Genomic DNA, 20393 nt, shown 5'->3' on the forward strand with positions numbered 1-20393 from the left:
TGGTAAAGACTTAGCAAAGCCTGAGAAGTCGGTAAAAGTGCTCGAATCCATACCTCCGAATCGGTGTGAAACGCGACACATGCGTACCGAGTTGGCCTGTCGGGCCGCATTATTCGGCCCGACAGCACGCGACTAGACGGGCTCGGCTGCCACCCCCCGCACCTCGACCAACTCATCGAACGCCGCTACCGTCAACTCGTCGTCGAACTCGGCGATGCCGTCCATCGTCACCTCGATGACGCGGGCGGTCGCGAGATCGAAGAACAGTCCGGACACCACCACGCCCCGCTCCGCTATCCCGCGCCGGACCACGGGATGGGCATGCAACCGCTCCAGTTGCACCGCCACATTCACCATGCCGAGCTGGTCGACCGTGCCGAATCCGGCGAATTCCGCGGCAGCCGCGACCGGATGCCCGAGCCGGAATCGGTCCAGGCTGGGCCGCGCGTAGGCGAGCCAGTCGCCGAGCCCCGATCCGCTGCGCACCTCTCGATGCAGTGCCTCCATCGCGCCGCAACCGGAGTGCCCGCAGACCACCACGGCCCGCACATCCAGCTTCTCCAGCGCGTAGATCAGCGCGGCCTCCACCGAGACATCACTGCCACCAGCCGGGACCAGATTGCCCACGTTGCGAACGGTGAACAGATCGCCCGGCCCGCTATTGGTGATGACATTCGGAACGATACGGGCATCGGCGCAGGTCAGGAAGAAGGTATCGGCGTCGGGCCGGTTGCGCAATCCATGCAAATGGGGGCGCATCAAATGGGCATTGCCGCGATGATAGGCGGCGATACCGGCCGCGATCGGATCCGCCCGATTTCCCGTCCGCCGCCACGGCCCGATGACCTCATCGATGACCTGACGCGAGCGCCCACGCTCCGGCGGACCAGCAACCGCCGTCGCCATTCGCGCGCTGCCGAGTTCGACGAAATCGACTGTGCTGCCGCCAGCTCGACGCAGACCGGCCCAGTCGGTGATCAGTTCGCAGGAAGCGTGATCGAGGAAGTCGACCGTCATCTCGATGGTCACGTCGACCTCGGCGGGGACCTTCGCGAGTTCGGCGGTCAGCTTGGGCAGCGCGAGGAAGGTGCAGGTGCCGTCGATGGTGACCAGCCAGCGGCGGGCATCGGGCACCGGTTCGGCGTGGATGGCCACCCGCACCACCCGCCACAGCAGCAGGCCGAAGGCGAGTCCGAGCCCGATCACCATGCCCTGCAACAGGTTCAGGAACACCACACCCAGCACCGTGACCACGTAGACGAACAGGTCGCCGTTGCGCCGGGCCAACCGGATATGGGCCAACTTCACCAGTTGAACACCGATCAGGATGAGCAGCCCCGCCAGGGCCGCCTTGGGAATCTGCTGTACCAGCCCGGCCAGCGCGACGGCGAACAGCAGGATCCACACGCCGTGCAGTACCGTCGCAGCCCTGGTCCGCGCCCCGGCGTTGGCATTGGTAATGCTGCGCACGATCACGGCCGCGATCGGCAGACCACCGAGCAGACCCGACACCACATTGGCCGAGCCCTGCCCGATCAGCTCGCGATCGAAATTGGTTCGATGGCCGGGCCGCGTCTTGTCCACCGCGACCGCCGAGAGCAGGCTCTCCACGCTGGCGATCAGCGCGATCGTCACCATCGCCATCGCCACGGCGAACCAACCGCCGGACGGGATCGCGGGCAAACCAATCGAATCGAGCAGCGACCCGTTCAGCACGACGCGCTCGACATGGGTCGGCAGTACCAGCGACAGGAGTGTGGCGACCACCACGGCAACAAGCGGGCCAGGTACGACGCGGATCGTGGGCGGAACGAACTTCCAGCCGGTCAGGATGACGATCACCACCAGACCGACGAACAGATCGCCGCGGTGCACCGACATCAGCTGATGCGGCAGCTGGATGAGGCTGGCGTAGGACGAACTCAGCGAGTTGCCGCCGAGCAGAATATGGACCTGCTGTAGCGCGATGATGACGCCGATACCGGCGAGCATCGCATGGACCACCACCGGCGCGATGGCGAGTGCGCCACGCGCAACGCGACTGAGCCCGAACATGATCTGCAATAGGCCCGCACCAATGGTGATGAAACAGGTAGCGGCCCAACCGAATTGGTGCACGCTCTCGGCGACGACGACGGTGAGACTGGCCGTCGGCCCGCTGACCTGTACGGCCGAGCCACCTAGTAGGCCGGCGACGACACCGCCGACCACGGCGGCGATGAGTCCGGCGGCAACCGGCGCGCCCGAGGCGACCGCGATGCCGAGTGAAAGTGGTAGTGCGACAAGGAAAACCACGACAGAAGCGGGTAGGTCGTGGCGGCCGACGGCGGCGAGACTTGCTGGAAGACTTGCGCGAAGCGGCGACGTCCGTGTTACGGGATCGGTGTCGGTGGACATTACTCTCCTTCGCCGAAACGGCTTGGAGCCGATCGGTTCATCGGTCGAACATCTACTGGCATCGAAAGCGAGCGGCGGGCGAAGCTTTCTGGAGAACGCTGGGTGCTACCTGTGCTCCGCTGGAGCACTTCGTGGAGCAGTGACCCCATGGCGCGAAGGTCAGACGCAATAGTAAAGACTTCGCAAAGCGTTTGGAAAGATTTATGGTGCAGATGTGGCTAACCGCTATCAAAATGTGACCCAAGTCACAGCACGGCAGCGGCGATCCCCTGTGAGGGGCAGCCGGAGATGGGGCGGACGTTGCGCCGACAAGAAAAAGGCCGGGCACCACATGGTGCACCGACCTGGTTGATGAGTGGTCCCAGCTGGTTTCGAACCAGCGACCTTCCGCGTGTGAGGCGGACGCTCTCCCACTGAGCTATGGGACCGAATCGACGTTCGAGCGGCGGGGGAGCAGCCGTTCGAACGAGATGGAACCTTAGCACGCACTACCGGCGTCCCACCAAATCGCCACCCCCACACGGGCGATCAGCCGTCGAACATTGTGACTGTTGTTGGCGTCGGATCGTGAATTACCAAGGAGTGCAGCTGATCCCGGAGGGGCTGCGCACATGCATGGAACGGGATCACCCAGCGCACTTCGCGGGGCTATGGCATCCGAGTGCGCGGAGTTCAGCTTCGATCCCGTCTGGCGGCCTCGTGCCAACGAGTGCGATACCGCTATGCCACTATTCCCGCCCGATGCGCCCGAGCGAAGCGCGACTCGGTCGCTCCGAGCGCCTTCACCCCGCGATGCGTCTTATCGAACCCCGCGAATGACACTCATGTAATTCAACTTCGCGCCGTTCTACCAGCGGATTTGTAGGTTGCGCCGAACGTCGGCTAATGTTCTGTCTCGCACCACGGAGGGCCGCAAGGCTGCCGGAGATGCAAATGCGGATGTAGCGCAGCTGGTAGCGCATCACCTTGCCAAGGTGAGGGTCGCGGGTTCGAATCCCGTCATCCGCTCGAGGAGTAGGGCCAGGCAATAGTTAAAGCCTTCCCCCTTCGCACGGTGGAGTGGCCGAGTGGTGAGGCAACGGCCTGCAAAGCCGTGCACACGGGTTCGATTCCCGTCTCCACCTCGCGCGATTAGCTCAGCGGGAGAGCGCTTCCCTGACACGGAAGAGGTCACTGGTTCAATCCCAGTATCGCGCACCACCGTTTCTCCAGGTCAGACCCGGTTTTCACCGGGTCTGATTTTGTTTGTGCCCAACCCCGGCCTTGCGGAAGCTGGGACGCGTCACGGTGCCTCGCCACGCCCTTGGCGGCTACCCGCATATGCCACCTCGCGTAGCTGTCGGATTACTTTCGGCACCATCTCGACCTCGCCGGGATGATTGATCATCGGGTCGAAATAGTCGGTCCGGTGCTCACCCTCGGCCAAACGCAGATTGATCTCAGCGAGTTTGGTGGTCGGGCCGCCGATGGGGCTGCCGATCAGATCGAGATGTACCTCGTGTTCGCCCAGGTATTCTTCGAGTGCTTCGATGGATGCCGATTTCGGTTGTGCCGCATCGGGTTCGGCGAATACCCAGGTAGGCGTCGAATCGCCGAAACGGTACGGCATCAGGCTGCCGTACCTGGCGCGGGCCCAGCCGGTAGCGACGGTGATCACGAACCGACCGACCGTGCTGCGGCCCGTGGTCGCAAGGGCGAAGTCCCATGGCCTGTCGTCACGATCCAGGACGCGAAAGGCGAACCCGAGCACATCCGGCACGGCCCCCGGTAGCCCGGTGCCCTTCGACATACGGGCGATGACGGCCCGTTCACCGCTGCCGAACAGGTTCTCGAACTGGTATTCGGCGTGCAGCCTACCCGACAGGTGCAGTCCGTCAGGATGGAGGACCCGCGCATGCCGGAGCTTGGCCCCGGCTGCGAACGCGCTTCGCACGACTGCGGCAGATAAATCGACCATGGCGAGCCCTCCGAGGTAGACGACGTGTTGTCTCCCGGTTGCCCCGCACGTAGCCGGATAAACGGTAAGCGATCCAGGTGGCGATGGCCCCAACGGCAACGATCGAATACCGCGCCGTCGAACGACGCTCGACCGATGACGACAGCAGCGCGACCTCAGCGGCTCCTCGAACGCATGACCGATGTCAATGGACCAAATGGTCGGTCCAAGGGGATGGCAGAGCGGCGCTCGACACCTCAGCGATTTCCTGGAGGCGGGCGGAGGTGATTCCTAAGCGGCTCAATTGGATCAGACCCTGGGAGATGACGATGATGTGAGCGCTGAGGGCGGAGAGGGTGGCCCGATCAACTTCCGGGCGGGCGGTTCGTAGGCGATCGGCGACGCTTTCTTCCATGGCGGTGGTTGTGCGGGCGCCGATGGTGGCGACTTCGGGGATGCGGGTGCCGAGTTGGGCGATGCTGTTGATCATGAGGCAACCGCGGCGGTCGGGGTAGGCGGCGCAGTCATCGATGACCGCCTGGAACAGGGCGCGGACGGCGATGCTCGGCGGGCCGGAAGCGGATGTGACGACCTCGCGGACGAAGCGAGCCCGGCGTTCGCAGTAGCGCTCGAAGGCGGTGAGGAACAGGCCGCGTTTATTGCCGTAAGCGGCGTAGATGCTGCCGTTCCCGACGCCGGTCGCGCGGGACACGTCCTCCACCGATGTTTCGTCGAAACCCTTCGACCAGAACAGTTCCGTCGCGGCGTCGAGCAGGTTCGATTCATCGAACTGTCGTGGCCGTCCCATTCGCTCACCGTACCAATCGAGCCGTGATGTCGAGCACCTCATTTGTTCTGGAGGCGTTCCTCCATAATACTGGTTGACATGTCCGCAAGTTTCGGTGGTACCGCCCGCAGGCGGGTCGGTGTGCTGGTTTTCGACGGCGTCAAGATGCTCGATTTCGTCGGTCCGGCAGAGGTATTCGTCGAGGCGAATCAGTCGGTGACAGGTTATGAGGTGGTGCTCGTTTCGGCCGACGGGCGGGACGTGCACACCTCGATCGGTGCGCGCACGCAGGTGAGCTGCGCGGCGGCCGATGCCGGTCGCTTCGACACGGTTGTGATTCCGGGCAGCGAATTGCCCGTGGATAAGTTCGCGACGCCCGAGGTTTTGGCCGCGGCACGGCACCTGTCGTGGCGTACCCGACGGATGGCCTCGATCTGCAGCGGCGCGTTCGTGCTGGCCCAACTCGGACTACTCGACGGCAGGCGGGCGACCACACATTGGAAATTCACCGCCGACCTCGCGCGTCGGTTTCCGTCGGTACTGGTGGAACCGGATGCGATTTTTGTGCGCGACGGCAACCTCTACAGTTCGGCGGGCGTCGCGGCCGGTGTGGATCTCGCGCTGGCGCTGGTCGAGGAGGATCATGGTGCCGATGTCGCTCGACGGGTGGCACAGTCTCTGGTGGTGTACATGCAGCGCGCCGGTGGACAGTCGCAGTTCTCGGCATTACTGAGCGGACCTGCACCACGCAGTCCACTGCTGCGCGGGGTCGTCGATCTGATCTGCGCCGATCCCGCGTTCCCGCATACCGTGCAAAGCCTCGCCGAACACGCGCGCGTCAGTGTCCGGCACCTGACCCGGCTGTTCCGCACGGAACTCGAACGTTCGCCCGCCGAGTACGTAGCATTCATCAGGTTCGGTGTGGCCCGGGATATGTTGCACGCCGGATACAGCGTGACCGAGGCGGCGATGTCCGCCGGATACGGCAGTAGCGAGGCATTGCGGCGGGCGTTCGTGGCGCGGCTCGGCATTTCGCCGCGCAAGTATCAGCAGCGTTTCCGAACAACCGGATCGACCATGGGCACCGAGTTCGCGGCGGCCGTGTCCTGATCGGGGGCATTTGCGGCCGGTGCAGGGGGGCGCGGGTGAGAGGAGGCAGCGGAAACTGCTCAGGGCCACAGCGTCAGATCAGAAAGGACCGCGATGTCCCTCGCATCACCCCCGACCGTTGTACTCGTGCACGGCGCCTTCGCCGATGGGTCGAGTTGGTCACCGGTCACCCAGCGGCTGCTGGACCAGGGCCACCGGGTGGTTGCGCCGCCCGTGTTCAACCGCAGCCTGTCCGCCGACGCCGCGTACATCCGGTCGGTAGTCGAACAGATCGATGGGCCGGTGCTGCTGGCCGGGCATTCCTACGGCGGCGCGGTCATCACCGTGGCGGGTGTGGCCGAGAATGTCATCGGTCTGGTCTATGTCTCCGGTTACGCGCTGGAGGAGGGCGAGAGCCTCGGCCAACTGCAGGGCCAGTTCCCGGATTCCGAGCTGGCGGCACATCTGATCTACAGCTCGTATCCGGTCGGCGGCGAAACCACCGGAACCGATGTATCCGTCGAAATCGACGCATTCCCGGCCATTTTCGCGGCCGGAGTCGAAGCCGCGGAGGCGCGGGTGCTCGCAGTGTCGCAGCGTCCGCTTTCGGCGACCGCGTTCGGCGAGCCCGCCACCGCCGCAGCATGGAAGACCAAGCCGGGCTGGGGAATTGTGTCCAGCGCCGACCGCACCATCAATCCGGACGTCGAGCGTTACGGCTATCGACGGGCCGGGCTGCGGTCGGTCGTCGAGATCGAGGCACCGCACCTGGTGATGCGGACCCATCCGGACCGGGTCGCGTCCGTCATCACCGGCGCGATCGCCGAATTGTCCTGATCCACAACACGAGAGAAAGGCACCACCATGTCCGGTAATCCGTTGGGCATCTCGCTCGAGCAGGCGGCGCAGGAGTTCGTCGACGCCACGTCCCAGCCGCCGTTCCTCTACCAGCTCGCCCCGGAGGAGGGCCGCAAGGCGGTGGATTCGGTGCAGGATTCGCCGATTTTCAAGCCCGAGATCGATGAGGAATGGGTCACCGTCGAGGGCGGCCCGACCGGCTCGGTGCGGGCACGCATCGTCAAGCCACAGGGGGTCACCGAGGTGTTGCCGGTGATCATCTACACCCATGGTGCGGGTTGGGTTTTCGGCGATGCACACACCCACGACCGGCTCGTGCGCGATCTCGCCGTCGGGGTGCGCGCGGCCGTTGTCTTCCCGGAATACGATCGGTCCCCGGAGGCGCGTTATCCGGTTGCCAACGAGCAGTCCTACCGGGTCGCCCAGTGGGTGACGACCGACGGTGCCGAGCACGGCCTGGACGCGTCCCGGATCGCGGTCGCGGGTGATTCGGTCGGCGGCAATATGGCCATCGCGCTGACGCTCATGGCGAAGGAGCGCGGCGACCTCTCGTTCGCGCAGCAGGTGCTGTTCTACCCGGTGACCGACGCGAACTTCGACACCGGTTCGTACCAGCGGTTCGCCGAGGGATACTTCCTGACTCGCGACGGGATGCAGTGGTTCTGGGAGCAATACACCACCAGCGCCGAAGACCGTGCGCAGATCACCGTGTCACCGCTGCGGGCCAGCACAGAGCAGTTGAGCGGTCTGCCGCCCGCGCTGGTCATCACCGCCGAGGCAGATGTGTTGCGCGATGAGGGCGAAGCCTTCGCGGGCAAGTTGCGTGCGGCGGGTGTTCCGGTGACACAGGTGCGTTACGGGGGGATCATCCACGACTTCGTCATGGTGAACGCGATGCACGATACCCACGCCGCTAAAGCCGCTGTCGCACAGGCTATTGCGACGCTCAAGGGCGCCCTGCACACAGCGTGATCGACCTCGTCCGCAAACAGATCAGGAGCAATCCATGACCGCTGCAACCATCGTGCTCGTCCACGGCGCGTTCGCCGATGCTTCCAGTTGGAACGGCGTCATCGAACGTCTACGCGCACAAGGACATTCCGTGATCGCCGCCGCAAATCCGCTGCGCGGCCTCGAAAGCGACGCGGCCTACATCGCGTCGGTCGTCGATAGCGTCGAGGGCCCGTGCGTGCTCGTCGGCCACTCCTACGGTGGCAGTGTCATCACCGTGGCGGCCGAAGGGAAGGCCAACGTCACCGCATTGGTCTACGTTGCCGCGTTCATTCCCGACGAGAACGAGAGCGCGCTACAACTGACCGACAAGTACCCCGGCTCCACCTTGGGACCGAACACCCGTCCCGCGAGTTACCCGCTGTCCGATGGCAGCACGGGGACCGAGCTCTACATCCGCCAGGATCAGTTCCACCGGCAGTTCGCCGCCGACGTCCCGGCGGCAACAGCTGAACTGATGGCCGCCACGCAGCGACCGGTCGCCCTTGCCGCGCTGCAGCAGACTGCTACCGCGGCAGCGTGGAAGTCGGTGTCCACGTTCGCATTGCTGACCACCGATGATCAGAATATCCCCATCGAGGTGCAGCGATTCATGGCCGAGCGCGCCGGGGCCGACACCGTCGAAATCTCCGCCTCGCATGCGGTTTCGGTATCCGAGCCCCAGGCGGTCGCCGACCTGATCCTTCGGGCGGTAGAGCGCTAGTCCGCGTCGAACCGACTCGCGCCGCGGGAATTGCGGCGCGAGTCGGGATGGGGTCGGTGCGGTGTCGGCAGGTCGGGTTCGGCGGCGGCGCTGTCGAGGGGCGGTCCTGGCTGATGGGGAACATAGAACCGTTTCCGATGACGATCAGGAAATATCGACGACAGCGACATCGAGCTGGCGGACGCAGAGAAACCCCGTCGTGGGCCGGGTTGTCGGTGGTCGGCATTAGGCTTTGTCGCACATGTCGAGTGAAGCCGAGTCGTGGTCAGGGGTGCAGGTGACGGCAAGCGAGGTCGATGGGCGCGATCGCGCCGCCGCGGACGTCGATCCCGAGGTGCTCGACGATATCGCCGGGGATGTGTCGTTCGATCTCGAGGAGATCAACGAGCTTTTGGGGGAATTGATCGAGATGCGGGGTGACCGCAAGCGGCGCGATGCCGAAATCGTGGGGTTTCGGCTGGGGGTGAGCGGGGAGGCACCGGAGACATTGGCGCGGATCGGTGCCCGATTCGATCTGTCGCGGGATCGGGTTCGGCAGTTGCATACCCGGGCGGTGGCGCAGATTCTGCGGGAAGCGCAGTTGAGCGGACATCGGGCGGCCGAGGTGTTCGGGGCGCGGTATCCGGTGGGGACGCGGGATCAGCAGTTGGTGCGGGCGCTGTTGGTGGAGACCTACGCGACCGATACCGATCTGGCCGCCAATGAGTTGGCTTATCTGAAGCTGCGGCTGGCGGGGCACGCCGGCGAGGATGCCAAGCGGGTCGCCGGATATGTCATGCAGCGGATCATGGCGTGGCAGAAGAAGACGAATCGGCGGTTGGCGAAACTGCACGAGCCGCTGGCGACGAGGGAGCTGAATTCATGGCTGGACCAGGTCGAATGGCCCGCCTCCGCACCGGGTCCCGCTCCCCTGCCGATCGCCTCGGCGCGCACGGTCGATGGCGATGACGAAGGACGCGGGAGATTCTATCTCGACAAGGTCGGACGCGATATCGGCTTCGATTCCGGTCTGGAGGCTCGGCTGCTGCGTACGGTGAATGCCAGCGACCTGGTCGAGACGTTCCAGGAGCAACCGAGTGCGGTCACTTACGAAATAGACGGCGCGGACCGGATCTACTACCCCACCATCGCCGCACGACTTGCCGATGGGCGCGTGATCCTTATCGATGTCGAACCGCTGGGACACGTCGGCTTCCACATCAATCGGATCAAGTCGGCGGCAGGTCGTGCCCATGCGCACGCCAACGGCTGGGGCTGGCTGGTGTGGACCGGCAGCAAGGTCGGGATTCCAGACCTATTGCGACGCAAGGTAGCTGCGCCGGCCGAAAGTCGACTGCGGGAGCTGGTCGAGCGCGGTCCGGTGTATTGGTCCGCGCTGCGACAATTGCGCGATGAGGTGGAACTGGATGTACTGGACCTGATCGCGCTGGTGCTGCGCAACGAATGGCGTTGGGACCGTGCGCCATTCCGCTTGAGCGGCACGCACCAGAGCTGAACCGGCTCAGCGCACGAACATCGCCCCCGCGATGAATGTCACGATCAGCATCATCGCGCAATAGGTGATCAGCTGCCAGTGACCGATCGCCTTCTGCATGCTCACGATGGTGGCGCGCAGGCTGGCGTCGATGCGGTGATGATCATCGAGCTTGCGCCTGACCTCGGCCAGCGAGTCCGCGCGTTTCTGTGCGGATTCCTCGGCGCGTTCCAGCCGGGTGCTGAGCTTCATGATCTGTTTCTGCTTGTCCCGCACGGTTTTTCGGGACATAGCCAAGGTGGTGCGTTGGTTGACCAACTCCTGGCGCTGCCGAGCGATGACGCTGGCCTGCGTCCTCGTGTGGTGTTCCCAGTCGGTCACGGTGGCCCATCCTCCTGTCATCACATCGCGGTAGCCCCAAGCGATTTCACCCCGCACCCAGCCGTACAGGAAATCGCGCAGTTCATAGGGTTCCCGGCGCGGCACGACGAGCGCGCTGTTCGAGGCGTCGAACATGCCGTCTTCGACCCGGTAATCGCAGGCGGGCGGCGCGAAATCGGCAATGCCGAGCGCGGGCAGATGCCCGACCCAGTAGCCCGGCGGGCACAGCCACAGCACCCCGTCGCAGCCGGAGGTGCGCAGGCGCGTCGTGTGATGTTGCGCGGATTCCCGATCCAGCGGTCCGGTGCGGACCTCGATGGCGTACTGCCGCTCGCCGCCGCGCCAGAGCACGTCCACCGGGACTTCACCTACCCGGCGATCCACCTCGGCCAGGTCCGCACCGTAGGAAACGAGCCGACCGCACAGCCAATACTTCAGCCGCTGGATATCCCATTGCGCGGCGGCACATTCCGGACATGTGCAACCGTATCCCCCAGCCCGGACCGCTGTGCGGCCATCCGGCGCCCGGATGTCCGCGACGCGACCGTCCGACAACCCCAATTCGGCGAGCATCGCCCGACGCCCGCACGCCCGCTCGACGCGCTGCTTCGTTCTCACGCGACCTCACCCCTGCCCAAAACCACCGCAGGTCAGGTACGACCTACGCCATAGATCAAGAGTGCGTCAGCTTTGGCTCGCCCGCCAGCCCCCTTTACCCCGCGCTCGGGTGCGCCACAACCCGCGAATACGCTCCGACCAGCCGATGTGCGCTGTCTCACAAGCGATTTCCTGCGACACGCGAGAGCATCGCCACAGTTATTCCGATGATTGATAGTTGTGGCCATTCCTGCAACACGGCGGGGCCCGGATCAATGTTGTCGAACCCAGCGGACGAAACCGGACGAATCGTGCACGGCGGGGTCGGGGCCGGTACTCGAACCGGCGTCGGTACCGATCGACAGATAGAATCGGCCGGCCACGAGCGGAGTTTCGGGCAATACGGGGAAGAAGGTATGGGATGGACCACGACGAGCGGAGTGGCGAATCGATCGGCGCGCTCTTGTCGAGTCTCGCGACAACTCTGCGCGAGGTGAGCAATAAACTCGACGCCGTTGCCGCGCACGTGGACGACGATCGTAATCTCGCCGGTCGCTTGGCCAAGCTGGAGGCGTGGGCTTTCCGCACGGGGGAGGATGTTTCCAAGATCGGGTCGCGTTTGGAGCAAGTCGTCACCGTCGAACCGGGTGACGAACCGGCCGGGCCCGCCCCGCTCATCCGTCCGGAGCCCGCACCCATGGCCAGAGAACGGCGCGAACCGATTCCATCGCGTCGCGACCGTCTCGATGCCGTCAACGGACGGGCCGACACCACGAGTGCGCGCACCGAAAGCGGTCGCAACGACCTCCCGGATATCACGACTGTGCTCAGCGAAACGCCGACCGGACGCAACAACCGCTCCGACACCACCGCAACAAACGAGCGCCTCGAACCCGCGACCGCCCGCAATGAGCGCAGCACGCCCACGACCGGAACCAACGGACGCTTAGCGAGCCCGACGGGACGTCTGGACGCCGCGACCGGACGCAACGAACGGCTGGAAGCTCCCGAAGACCACGCGAGCCCCCGCCCCGCACGGACCGAATTCACCGCGCCGATCACTCGCACCGAACACCTCGAACCCTTCGGCCCCGCGACGCCCAACGACTCGCTGTCCCTCCCGGCGCGGACACCGCAGCCTGTGCCGCCCCCTGTCCCCGCGACCTACCGCAGTGAACCGCTGTCCGCACCCGCCTCGCGCCCCGATTGGCTCGACTCGAGCACGTCGGCCAGCACCGAACCTGCCGCGCCGACATATACCAACTCGCAGCCGGCGACCTCAGGCGACCGGCTCGAATACGGCTCGATCGGCACCAGCAACGGCCGCTTGGAGCCGCTCACCTCGCCCCGCAACGGCTACGAGGCCGCAACGCCCACAACCCGTCCCGATTCCGGCATGACCGCACCCCGCGCCGAGGACAACGGCGCACTGACCCCTGGCGCACACCGCGCGAGTACCGGGGAGGACAACTCCCACGTCGACAAGTTGCAGGCCATGCTCGACGAACTCAAGCGCAATCCCAACGGCCCGTTCGGCAGCCCCGAACCGACCGCCGCGGCGAACGAGCTACCCGGGGTGGACCCGAACTTCGCGATCCGTACCGAGGGCTGAGCAACTCACCGACCCGACGAGTCCAGACCGGCGAGCGTGCCGCGAATCAATTCGCGCAGCCATCGGTGGCCGTTGTCGGCGGTATTTCGGGGGTGCCACGCCATGGCGATGGCGATTTCGGGCAGGGGTAGGGGGATTTCGAAGGCGCACAGGCCGAGTGCGGTGCGAGTGGTCGCGGTGAGCGCGGCGGGGACCGGGCAGACCAGATCACCGGAACGGACCGCTAGCAGGGCGCTGGTCAGGTCGGGAACGGTGGCCACGACGCGGCGGGTGCGACCGTGCAGCGCCAAACGATCGTCGATGGGACTACGGCCGCGGCCGCGGCGGGAGATGCCGAGTTGGGCGGCCGCGGCGAACCGGGCCACGGTTACGCGGTCGGTGATCAGCGGATGTTTCGGTGCCGCCACACCGATTACGCGGTCGCGCAGTACGCGTTGCACGGTGGTCTCGGGATCGGTGTGCTCGATGACACCGACCTCGATATCGACGCGGCCATCGCGCAGCGCGGCGGTGCCCTCGTCGCGGTCCGGAAGCAGGTGCAGTGTCACGCCGGGCGCCTGCGCACGGACGGCCGCCAGCAGTGGCGTCGCCAATTCGCCGAGAACCATATCGCCGGCTTGCACCGCGAAGTCGCGTTTCAGCGTGGTCGGGTCCAGTGCGCCGCGCGGGGCGAGCAGCGTCCGTCCCCGCTCCACCAGAACGCCGACCTCATAACGCAATTCGAGTGCGCGCGGCGTCGGCACCAGGTTGCGGCCCACGCGCACCAGCAGCGGATCGCCCAGCACCCGGCGCAGCCTTGCCAGCGTTCGGCTCATCGCGGGCGCCGAGGTGTGCATCCGCTCGGCGGCCCGAGTGACGCTGTTGGTCTCCAGCAGCGCATCCAGAGCAACCAGCAGATTCATGTCGAGGGCGTCCACTCCTGGATTATCCAGAATGGAATGGCTGGTGACCAATATTGCACTGGTTGATAATCCGTCGCGTGGACCTCGATGCGTTGGCGCATCCGATCACAGAGTCTGGTCGGAATGACCGCGCATCTGATGCGGCGTCGGTCACACTGTGCACTGCTTCGACTCGAAACCCACAGTGGCACTGCGAAATCGACATGCGGCCGGACTCTGTTCCGTTCCCGCATTCCCCCGGTGACCGCTGCCACGATCGGCATCGGCTGGTGAAGACCGAAAGATCCCTCCGCGCGATCGGCGATGCCGATAGAACCCGCGCAGGGGCAGTACGCACGTCCGCTCGACGCCGCAACCAGATCTAACGCGACAGCATCGAGGAGCGCCCAGCCATCGCCGGGCGCATTGCGGGCAATCGCCCTAGGGCGTGCGCTGTTCGACGGAGACCGCGGGCGCGGCTTCCGGCGCGGGGGCAAGCACCGGCCCCTTCGACCGCTCGGCGAGCCCACGATACGAAGACGGTTTGATCGTCCGGAACCATTGTGCCGCACGGGTCCTGCGCGGCAGCCGGAATTTCAGGTCGGCCAGCATCTCATCGAGATTGTGGATCGAGAACGGGGTGATGGCGCCGCCGTGCGCGTGATGGCCGCCTGTGCGTTCGGCCATCCAGCGCAGCCGCTCGTCGACGTGCGCGGTCATTTCTTCCTGCGTCGGCAGAGCAAGACGGCCGCGCAGCAGTGCCGCGGTCCACTGCGCGCCGACCTCGGCGCTGAGTGTGCTGATGACCGAGGAGTTGTACCCAACGAAGCTCAGATTGGGCACGCCGATCGGCAGGATCTGCCGATACAGGCGGAAATTGCCGTCGTCGTCGGTGAGCTGGCGCTGCACATACGGGGTGAGGAACGGCACCCGCTGATGGAATCCGGTCGCGCAGATGACGATATCGGCCTGCAGGGTCGTGCCGTTGGACAGTCGCACCTGGTTCGCGGCCAACTCGGTGATGGTGCTGTCGCGGTGCACCGCGATCATTCCCATCCCCACCCGCTCGAAGAAATCCTCGGTGACCAGGCTGACCGTGCTCTCAGCGATATCCTCGAAGCGTCCATCGGGCACCAGACCCAGTTCGCGCAGATGCGAGTTCTTGGTGACGAGCTCCTGAATCACATCGAAATTGCTTTCGCGGAAGCTACGTCCGGAACCGTGCAGGAACCGCTCGATCCGCCCGAGCTCCTGATAGCGGAAGTGCGCCTCGCCCAGCCTGGTCAGCATTAGCCGCTCGTAGTCGACCAGCCCCCGCGCCAACTTGCGCGGCATCTTCCACAGCAGCCGCCGGGCGACCACATTCGTCGAAGCCGCGACATGGCTTACTGCCTCGGCGATATCGCAGGCAGATTTGCCGTAGCCGACCACCACGACCGATTTCCCACGCGCCCACTCGACATCCAGGAACTCCGAGGTGTGCCCGACCTGTCCACCCGCCTGCCGGAACCGCTCGATGCCCGGATAGTCGGGCACCGCGGGCTCACTGAATATTCCGTTCGCGATGACCAGATGGTCGCAGGAGGTGCGGTGAACGCCGATGTGGTCACGGATCTCCAGCAGCCAGCCGCTGTCCACCGGATCGGCCGCCACCACCTCGGTGCCCAAGCGCAGGCTCTCGCCGAATCCGAAGTGCCGCACGTACCCGTCGAGGTACTGCTGCATCTGCTGCCCGTCCGGCACCCGCGGATAGTCGTCGGGCATCGGGAAGTCGGAGAAGTGATACGTGTTTTTGCTGTTCTGTGCGCGCAAACCGGGATACCGGCGCGTCGCGCTCCAAACTCCGCCGACGTCCGGGGTCCGATCGAATACCTCGACCGGAAATCCCTCCTGGCGCAATATTTTCGCGCAGGCAAGGCCTGCGATGCCCGCACCTACGATTGCGACGCGGTTCCCGCTCGTCATGGCACGGAGATTACGTCGCTCACGCGGATGCGGCAAAGCCTCGGTGCGATTTCACGAAGTTGAACGTGGGGTGACTACAATCCTGGCCTTCGCGCGCGGCACAGTGGTGATATTGCGCACCCGTGCGCGCTCTGATTTCGCCCCCTCGGGCGCGGCCAGGGTGTAGCGGGACAGGATCTCGCGCAGCACCGTTGTGCCCTCCATCAGCGAGAATCCGGCGCCGATACAGCGGCGCACCCCACCGCCGAAGGGCAGCCAGGTATTCGGTTCGACCTCGCCGTCGAGGAAGCGCGACGGACGGAAAGTCCAGGTATCGGGATAGTTGGCCGGGCTGCGGTGCGCGAGCAGGATCGAACAGCTGACCACAGTGCCCGCGGGCAGCTCCCAACCGCCGATGGTCATATCCCGGGTGAGTTTGCGGACCGCGCCGGGGATGACGGTGCGCAACCGCATCGCCTCCTTCATGACGGCCTCGAGCGCCTTGTCGTCATCGGTGTGGACCGCTTCGTAGGCGTCGCGTTGTACCCGCGGGTTGACCGACAATTCGTGTAGGGCCCAGGACAGCGCCGCCGCGGTGGTTTCGTGACCGGCGAGCAGCAGGGTCATGAGTTGATCGCGCAATTCGGGGTCGGTCAGCGGCGGATCGGCATCGGTATCGCCGCCCGCCTGCAGCAGCCGGGACAGCACGTCGGTGCGTTCGGCGAGGTCGGGTGCGGTGCGCCGGGCCGCGATCTCGGCATACAGCAGATCATCGATGGCGGCCATATTGCCGTGGAAGGATCTCCACGGCGGATACTTCTGCAGCGCCGGTTTCATCAGGCCGAGGTACTGCAGTGGACCGACACCGACGATGCGCCCGAGGCGCGGTGCGAGCGCGGCCCGGGTGCGTCCATCGGTGACGCCGAAGACCACCCGCATGATCACCTCGAGGGTGAGCGCGTTCATCCGGTCGAGGGTGATCACCGTCGAACCGGACGGCCAGTGGTCGACCTCCGCGGCCGCGATCTCGGCGACCAGATCGCGGTAGCCGCGCAGGGCCGCGCCGTTGAATGCGGGCATGAGCAATCGGCGGGCCCTGGCGTGTTCGGCCTCATCGGTCAGCAGCACCGAATGCTCGCCCATGACCGGGCCGAGGATCTGATTGCCTTCGCCCGCGTGCAGGTCGCGCGGGTCGCCCGCGAAGATTTCCTTGATGTTTTCGGGGCGGCTGAATACGACGAGGTTCTGTGCGAACGGCGGCACACGCAGCGAGAAGACATCACCGTAGCGCCGCCGCAACGGCGGCAGCACCTGGGCGCGATTACGGATATACAGCAGGCCCTGCAGGAATGCGGGAATCGGCGGACCGGGTGGATACGCCGCAGTCATCTTCCCTCCGCATCCAGCACCGGACGCATCGTTACGACCGGTTCGCTGCACTGTCCCACAGTTGTCCGGCATGACGGAAGCCCCTGAGGCACACACCCTGATCAACGGGACCGTCCATCAGATAGACGCACACCCATACCGGACTCAACGCAGCGCTGGTGCTCCGGCCAATTCGACCGGAAGATCCTGCAATCCCCGAATGAGCATGCTCTCCCGCCAACGCAATTCCCCACCATCGGCGGCCAAACGCAGATCCGGATACTGCTCGACCAACCGTGTGATCGCGATGCGCGCCTCCAGCCTGGCCAGGCCCGCACCCAGGCAGTAGTGGATGCCGTGGCCGAACGCCAAGTGGCCCGAAGCGGAGCGCTGCGGATCGAACTCTGCCGCGTCGGCGAAGTGCCGTTCGTCGTGGTTGGCCGAACCCAGTGCGACGAGCACCATCTCGCCCGAGGGGATTTCGGTGCCGCCCAGCGTGATCGGTTCGGTCGTGTAGCGCAAGGTCGCGACGTTCACTGGACCGTCGTAGCGCAGCATCTCCTCGATCAGGGCGGGCACGGCCTCGATGTTGCCGTGCAGCGCACGGTAGCGCGCCGGATCCGATAGCAGGGTGAGCACCGTATTGCCGATCAGATTGACCGTGGTCTCGTGTCCCGCGACCAGGATGAGGAACACCATGGAGATCAGCTCGTCGTCGGTGAGACGGTCACCGTCGGCGTTGGCGGCGATCAGGTCCGAGACGAGATCCGCCCCCGGCCCCTCGGCCCGCCGTCGAATGACAAGCCGCTCGAAATAGTCGGCGATGGCATCGGTCGCCTGCCGGACCTGCTCGGGCGTCGCGGTGGACAGCTCGACGATGATGCGCGACCACTCCCGGAAATCCGCGCGATCGGCCACCGGCACACCGAGCAGTTCGCAGATGACGGTGATGGGCAGCGGGAATGCGTACTCCGACAACAAATCCACCCGGCCGGCGCCGCCCGCGGCGATCCGGTCGAGGAGTTCGTCGGCGATCGCCAACACACGCGGGGTCAGCGCCTCGATCCGGGCGGGCGCGAATGCGGGCGCGACCAATCGGCGCAGCCGGGCGTGCCCCGGCGGATCGGTATTCAACAGGTGGTAGCTGATCCGGGCATTCACCGCGCCGACGCCGGTGTCATCGGTGGGCAGGCCGCGGGCCTTGCGGCTGGCGGCGGTGCGGGGATCCTTGCGGATGGCCGGATGGCGCAGCACCTCACGCGCGACGTCCAGATCCACCACCAGCCAAGCGCGGACGCCGGTATTCAACTCGACTGGGTGCACGGGTCCTTCGGCGCGCAACTCCTCGTAGAAGGCATACGGTGTATGAAAGAAGTCCTGCGGCAGCTTTCTCATTCGACGGCCCTTCCCGTTCACGAGTTGTCTTGCGCCCCTTCGATAGTGGCACGCGACACCGATCTCGACTACCCGCGCGCCGACGGTAGCCACCGAATCTGACCAGAGGATGACCTTCGCGCGCATCGCATCCGACGAAAGGATGACCGCGACAGATTCACCACGCACGGCCACGGCGGGGCCGATACTCTCCGCGGATGGGACCGATTTCTCCTGTTCTGCGCGGAGCCCGGATCGCGAATTCGCTCGCCTTCGGGTTGCAGGGCTTTTTCTTCGCGGTGGTGCTCACCGAACTGCCCCAGCAGAAGGATCGCTTCGGCCTGTCCGATGGCCTGATCGCGGGTTCGGTGGTGCTGGTTTCGATCCTCGCGGGCCTCGGCAGTGTCGCGGCCGAGCAGGTGGCCACGCGATGGTCGAGTCGAGTCACGGTGCGGATCGGCCTGCTCGGCATCACAGTCACCGGATGCGCCATCGCGCTGGCCCCGAACACCCCCGCACTGCTGATCACCCTCGGGCTCTACGGAATCGCGGTCGGCATCGTCGACGCGAGCACCAATATGCAGGGGGTGTTCATTCAGCACGGATACGGGACCTTCATCCTGTCCTCGTTCTATGCGATCTGGAGTGCCGGATCGATACTCGGCGCGCTGTTCGTATCCGCCTGCGAGGCAATGGATGTCACGCTGCGCGAATCGCTGTTGACGGCGGCGGGCATCGTTCTCGTGATCGGATTGATGCTCGGTCCACGCCTACTCGGTGCGGCGGAAGCCGAATCCGGCCCGACCGAAGTGGCCGACAGCGAATCCGGGGCATCCGGGATGGTCCCGCTGCGCATGTACCTGGCCTTCGGCATCGCTGCCTCGCTCGTATTCGCCATCGATCTCGCGGTCAGCAACTGGTCGGCGTTGTATCTGAAGGAGGATCTGCTGGCCACTTCGTCCGCGGCGGCGTTGGCGCTGGCGGTCTATCAGTGCGCGTCGCTGGCCGCCCGACTCAGCGGCGATCTGTGGGTGCGGCGGCTCGGCGGACGCCGGGTGGTGCGCATCGCGGGGACGATCGGCGTACTCGGACTGACCGTCGCGGTCGCCGCGCCCGGGCCGGTTGTCGCGATCCTCGGCTTCCTGATCGGCGGTTTCGGGACCGGCGTCGTCGCACCGCTATGCTTCAGCGAGGCCGGACAACTGACCAGCGGACGCCAGCTCGACGCACTCATCGCACGCCTGAATCTGTTCAACTACGCGGGCACACTCGTCGGCGGCGGGCTGGTTGGCGCGATCGCCGCCGGGTTCGGACATCGGATCGGTTTCGCGATTCCCGTCCTGTTCATGGCGCTCGTAATCGCACTCGCGCGGGTATTCCATTCCCGTTCCGAACCGGATGAACTTTCCGCGCCCAGCGATGGTCGTGCTGTACTGGACACATGAGCAACATCCCAGTCACCGTCGACCGGGCCGGAATATGGGACGCCGAGGCGCTCAGTGACGTTGCGGCCGCGACCTTTCCGCTGGCCTGTCCGCCGCACGTCACCGCGGACGATATCGAGATCTTCATCGCCGAGGCGCTCTCCGGTGAACGCTTCGGCGAATATCTGACCGACCCCGCCCGGATCGTGCTCAAGGCGATGGCGGACGGCGATATCGTCGGCTATGCGATGTTGAACCACGGCGACCCGGCCGATCCCGACGTCGCCAAGGCCGTCGACCTGCGGCCGGCCGTCGAGATCAGCAAGATGTACGTACTGCCCGGCCACCATGGCGCCGGGGTGTCGAAGGCGCTGATGAACGCATCGCTGGAACTGGCCCGCGAGGAGGCGGTCGCCGCGGTGTGGCTGGGGGTCAACCAGGAGAACGAGCGCGCCCAACGTTTCTATCTCGAGCACGGATTCGAACGGGTCGGCGCCAAGACATTCATGGTGGGCAGCCAGTTGCACCACGATTTCGTTATGCGGCGGGTCTTCTGA

Annotated in this window: 16 protein-coding genes and 4 tRNA genes; 11 read left to right on the top strand and 9 right to left on the bottom strand. The window is 65.5% G+C overall.

Going from position 1 to position 20393, the window contains the following annotated elements; all coding sequences use genetic code 11:
• Positions 1 to 132: 132 nt before the first annotated feature.
• The gene (locus tag ACQP2U_RS27000) at positions 133 to 2397 is read right to left on the bottom strand and encodes a SulP family inorganic anion transporter (RefSeq protein WP_433710032.1); all 2265 of its coding nucleotides are present in this window, start codon (positions 2395 to 2397) and stop codon (positions 133 to 135) included.
• Positions 2398 to 2753: 356 nt separating this feature from the next.
• Positions 2754 to 2825: transfer RNA gene (locus tag ACQP2U_RS27005), tRNA-Val, on the bottom strand.
• Positions 2826 to 3332: 507 nt separating this feature from the next.
• Here ACQP2U_RS27005 and ACQP2U_RS27010 point away from each other — a divergent pair.
• The 3 genes from ACQP2U_RS27010 (at position 3333) to ACQP2U_RS27020 (ending at position 3597) form a co-directional block, all read left to right on the top strand.
• Positions 3333 to 3405: transfer RNA gene (locus ACQP2U_RS27010), tRNA-Gly, on the top strand.
• Between the two features lie 45 nt (positions 3406 to 3450).
• A tRNA-Cys gene (locus tag ACQP2U_RS27015) sits at positions 3451 to 3521 on the top strand.
• 1 nt (position 3522) lies between these two features.
• A tRNA-Val gene (locus tag ACQP2U_RS27020) sits at positions 3523 to 3597 on the top strand.
• 82 nt (positions 3598 to 3679) lie between these two features.
• Here ACQP2U_RS27020 and ACQP2U_RS27025 read toward each other — a convergent pair.
• Together ACQP2U_RS27025 and ACQP2U_RS27030 are read right to left on the bottom strand one after the other, a co-directional pair.
• Positions 3680 to 4354 (bottom strand): phosphodiesterase, encoded by a 675-nt coding sequence (locus ACQP2U_RS27025; protein WP_433710033.1) that lies wholly within the window; start codon positions 4352 to 4354, stop codon positions 3680 to 3682.
• A 184-nt stretch (positions 4355 to 4538) separates the two neighbouring features.
• Entirely contained in the window at positions 4539 to 5141 is a 603-nt protein-coding gene (locus tag ACQP2U_RS27030) for a TetR/AcrR family transcriptional regulator (protein WP_433710034.1), read from the bottom strand.
• Between the two features lie 78 nt (positions 5142 to 5219).
• Between ACQP2U_RS27030 and ACQP2U_RS27035 the strand changes: the two genes are divergently transcribed.
• The 5 genes from ACQP2U_RS27035 (at position 5220) to ACQP2U_RS27055 (ending at position 10276) form a co-directional block, all read left to right on the top strand.
• On the top strand, positions 5220 to 6230 hold the full coding sequence (locus tag ACQP2U_RS27035; RefSeq protein ID WP_433710035.1) for a GlxA family transcriptional regulator: 1011 nt from the start codon (positions 5220 to 5222) through the stop codon (positions 6228 to 6230).
• A 93-nt stretch (positions 6231 to 6323) separates the two neighbouring features.
• Positions 6324 to 7046 carry an alpha/beta fold hydrolase gene (locus ACQP2U_RS27040; protein WP_433710036.1) on the top strand — a complete coding sequence of 241 codons (723 nt, stop codon included), beginning with the start codon at positions 6324 to 6326 and terminating at the stop codon, positions 7044 to 7046.
• Between the two features lie 27 nt (positions 7047 to 7073).
• Entirely contained in the window at positions 7074 to 8039 is a 966-nt protein-coding gene (locus ACQP2U_RS27045; RefSeq protein ID WP_433710037.1) for an alpha/beta hydrolase, read from the top strand.
• 34 nt (positions 8040 to 8073) lie between these two features.
• Positions 8074 to 8781: an alpha/beta fold hydrolase gene (locus ACQP2U_RS27050; protein WP_433710038.1), complete on the top strand. Its 708-nt coding sequence runs from the start codon at positions 8074 to 8076 to the stop codon at positions 8779 to 8781.
• 241 nt (positions 8782 to 9022) lie between these two features.
• On the top strand, positions 9023 to 10276 hold the full coding sequence (locus ACQP2U_RS27055; protein WP_433710039.1) for a sigma factor-like helix-turn-helix DNA-binding protein: 1254 nt from the start codon (positions 9023 to 9025) through the stop codon (positions 10274 to 10276).
• A 6-nt stretch (positions 10277 to 10282) separates the two neighbouring features.
• On the opposite strand, the gene ACQP2U_RS27060 is transcribed toward ACQP2U_RS27055, so the two are convergent.
• Positions 10283 to 11254, bottom strand: coding sequence for a hypothetical protein (locus ACQP2U_RS27060; protein ID WP_433710040.1), 972 nt, complete (start codon positions 11252 to 11254; stop codon positions 10283 to 10285).
• 400 nt (positions 11255 to 11654) lie between these two features.
• On the opposite strand from ACQP2U_RS27060, the gene ACQP2U_RS27065 reads away from it, so the two are divergent.
• A complete protein-coding gene (locus tag ACQP2U_RS27065; RefSeq protein WP_433710041.1) occupies positions 11655 to 12845 on the top strand; it encodes a hypothetical protein in 1191 nt (396 codons plus the stop codon).
• A gap of 5 nt (positions 12846 to 12850) precedes the next feature.
• Here the strand turns inward: ACQP2U_RS27065 and ACQP2U_RS27070 are convergent, their stop codons facing one another.
• The 4 genes from ACQP2U_RS27070 to ACQP2U_RS27085 all read right to left on the bottom strand — a co-directional run bounded on the left by ACQP2U_RS27070 (position 12851) and on the right by ACQP2U_RS27085 (position 18433).
• Entirely contained in the window at positions 12851 to 13762 is a 912-nt protein-coding gene (locus tag ACQP2U_RS27070) for a LysR family transcriptional regulator (RefSeq protein ID WP_433710042.1), read from the bottom strand.
• A 405-nt stretch (positions 13763 to 14167) separates the two neighbouring features.
• A complete protein-coding gene (locus ACQP2U_RS27075; protein WP_433710043.1) occupies positions 14168 to 15691 on the bottom strand; it encodes a flavin-containing monooxygenase in 1524 nt (507 codons plus the stop codon).
• A gap of 51 nt (positions 15692 to 15742) precedes the next feature.
• Positions 15743 to 17059: a cytochrome P450 gene (locus ACQP2U_RS27080; RefSeq protein WP_433710044.1), complete on the bottom strand. Its 1317-nt coding sequence runs from the start codon at positions 17057 to 17059 to the stop codon at positions 15743 to 15745.
• A 144-nt stretch (positions 17060 to 17203) separates the two neighbouring features.
• A complete protein-coding gene (locus tag ACQP2U_RS27085; RefSeq protein WP_433710045.1) occupies positions 17204 to 18433 on the bottom strand; it encodes a cytochrome P450 family protein in 1230 nt (409 codons plus the stop codon).
• A 197-nt stretch (positions 18434 to 18630) separates the two neighbouring features.
• On the opposite strand from ACQP2U_RS27085, the gene ACQP2U_RS27090 reads away from it, so the two are divergent.
• Together ACQP2U_RS27090 and ACQP2U_RS27095 are read left to right on the top strand one after the other, a co-directional pair.
• A complete protein-coding gene (locus ACQP2U_RS27090; RefSeq protein ID WP_433710046.1) occupies positions 18631 to 19857 on the top strand; it encodes an MFS transporter in 1227 nt (408 codons plus the stop codon).
• Positions 19854 to 20393 (top strand): GNAT family N-acetyltransferase, encoded by a 540-nt coding sequence (locus ACQP2U_RS27095; RefSeq protein WP_433710047.1) that lies wholly within the window; start codon positions 19854 to 19856, stop codon positions 20391 to 20393. Before ACQP2U_RS27090 ends, ACQP2U_RS27095 begins: the two co-directional genes overlap by 4 nt.

It is taken from the genome of Nocardia sp. CA-084685 (assembly GCF_050955785.1).
GTDB lineage: Bacteria > Actinomycetota > Actinomycetes > Mycobacteriales > Mycobacteriaceae > Nocardia.

Bases quoted from the DNA above. Each gene is read 5' to 3' on its own strand.
- ACQP2U_RS27000 (WP_433710032.1), bottom strand. From the start codon at position 2,397: ATGTCCACCGACACCGATCCCGTAACACGGACGTCGCCGCTTCGCGCA.
- ACQP2U_RS27025 (WP_433710033.1), bottom strand. From the start codon at position 4,354: ATGGTCGATTTATCTGCCGCAGTCGTGCGAAGCGCGTTCGCAGCCGGG.
- ACQP2U_RS27030 (WP_433710034.1), bottom strand. From the start codon at position 5,141: ATGGGACGGCCACGACAGTTCGATGAATCGAACCTGCTCGACGCCGCG.
- ACQP2U_RS27035 (WP_433710035.1), top strand. From the start codon at position 5,220: ATGTCCGCAAGTTTCGGTGGTACCGCCCGCAGGCGGGTCGGTGTGCTG.
- ACQP2U_RS27040 (WP_433710036.1), top strand. From the start codon at position 6,324: ATGTCCCTCGCATCACCCCCGACCGTTGTACTCGTGCACGGCGCCTTC.
- ACQP2U_RS27045 (WP_433710037.1), top strand. From the start codon at position 7,074: ATGTCCGGTAATCCGTTGGGCATCTCGCTCGAGCAGGCGGCGCAGGAG.
- ACQP2U_RS27050 (WP_433710038.1), top strand. From the start codon at position 8,074: ATGACCGCTGCAACCATCGTGCTCGTCCACGGCGCGTTCGCCGATGCT.
- ACQP2U_RS27055 (WP_433710039.1), top strand. From the start codon at position 9,023: ATGTCGAGTGAAGCCGAGTCGTGGTCAGGGGTGCAGGTGACGGCAAGC.
- ACQP2U_RS27065 (WP_433710041.1), top strand. From the start codon at position 11,655: ATGGACCACGACGAGCGGAGTGGCGAATCGATCGGCGCGCTCTTGTCG.
- ACQP2U_RS27075 (WP_433710043.1), bottom strand. From the start codon at position 15,691: ATGACGAGCGGGAACCGCGTCGCAATCGTAGGTGCGGGCATCGCAGGC.
- ACQP2U_RS27080 (WP_433710044.1), bottom strand. From the start codon at position 17,059: ATGACTGCGGCGTATCCACCCGGTCCGCCGATTCCCGCATTCCTGCAG.
- ACQP2U_RS27085 (WP_433710045.1), bottom strand. From the start codon at position 18,433: ATGAGAAAGCTGCCGCAGGACTTCTTTCATACACCGTATGCCTTCTAC.
- ACQP2U_RS27090 (WP_433710046.1), top strand. From the start codon at position 18,631: ATGGGACCGATTTCTCCTGTTCTGCGCGGAGCCCGGATCGCGAATTCG.
- ACQP2U_RS27095 (WP_433710047.1), top strand. From the start codon at position 19,854: ATGAGCAACATCCCAGTCACCGTCGACCGGGCCGGAATATGGGACGCC.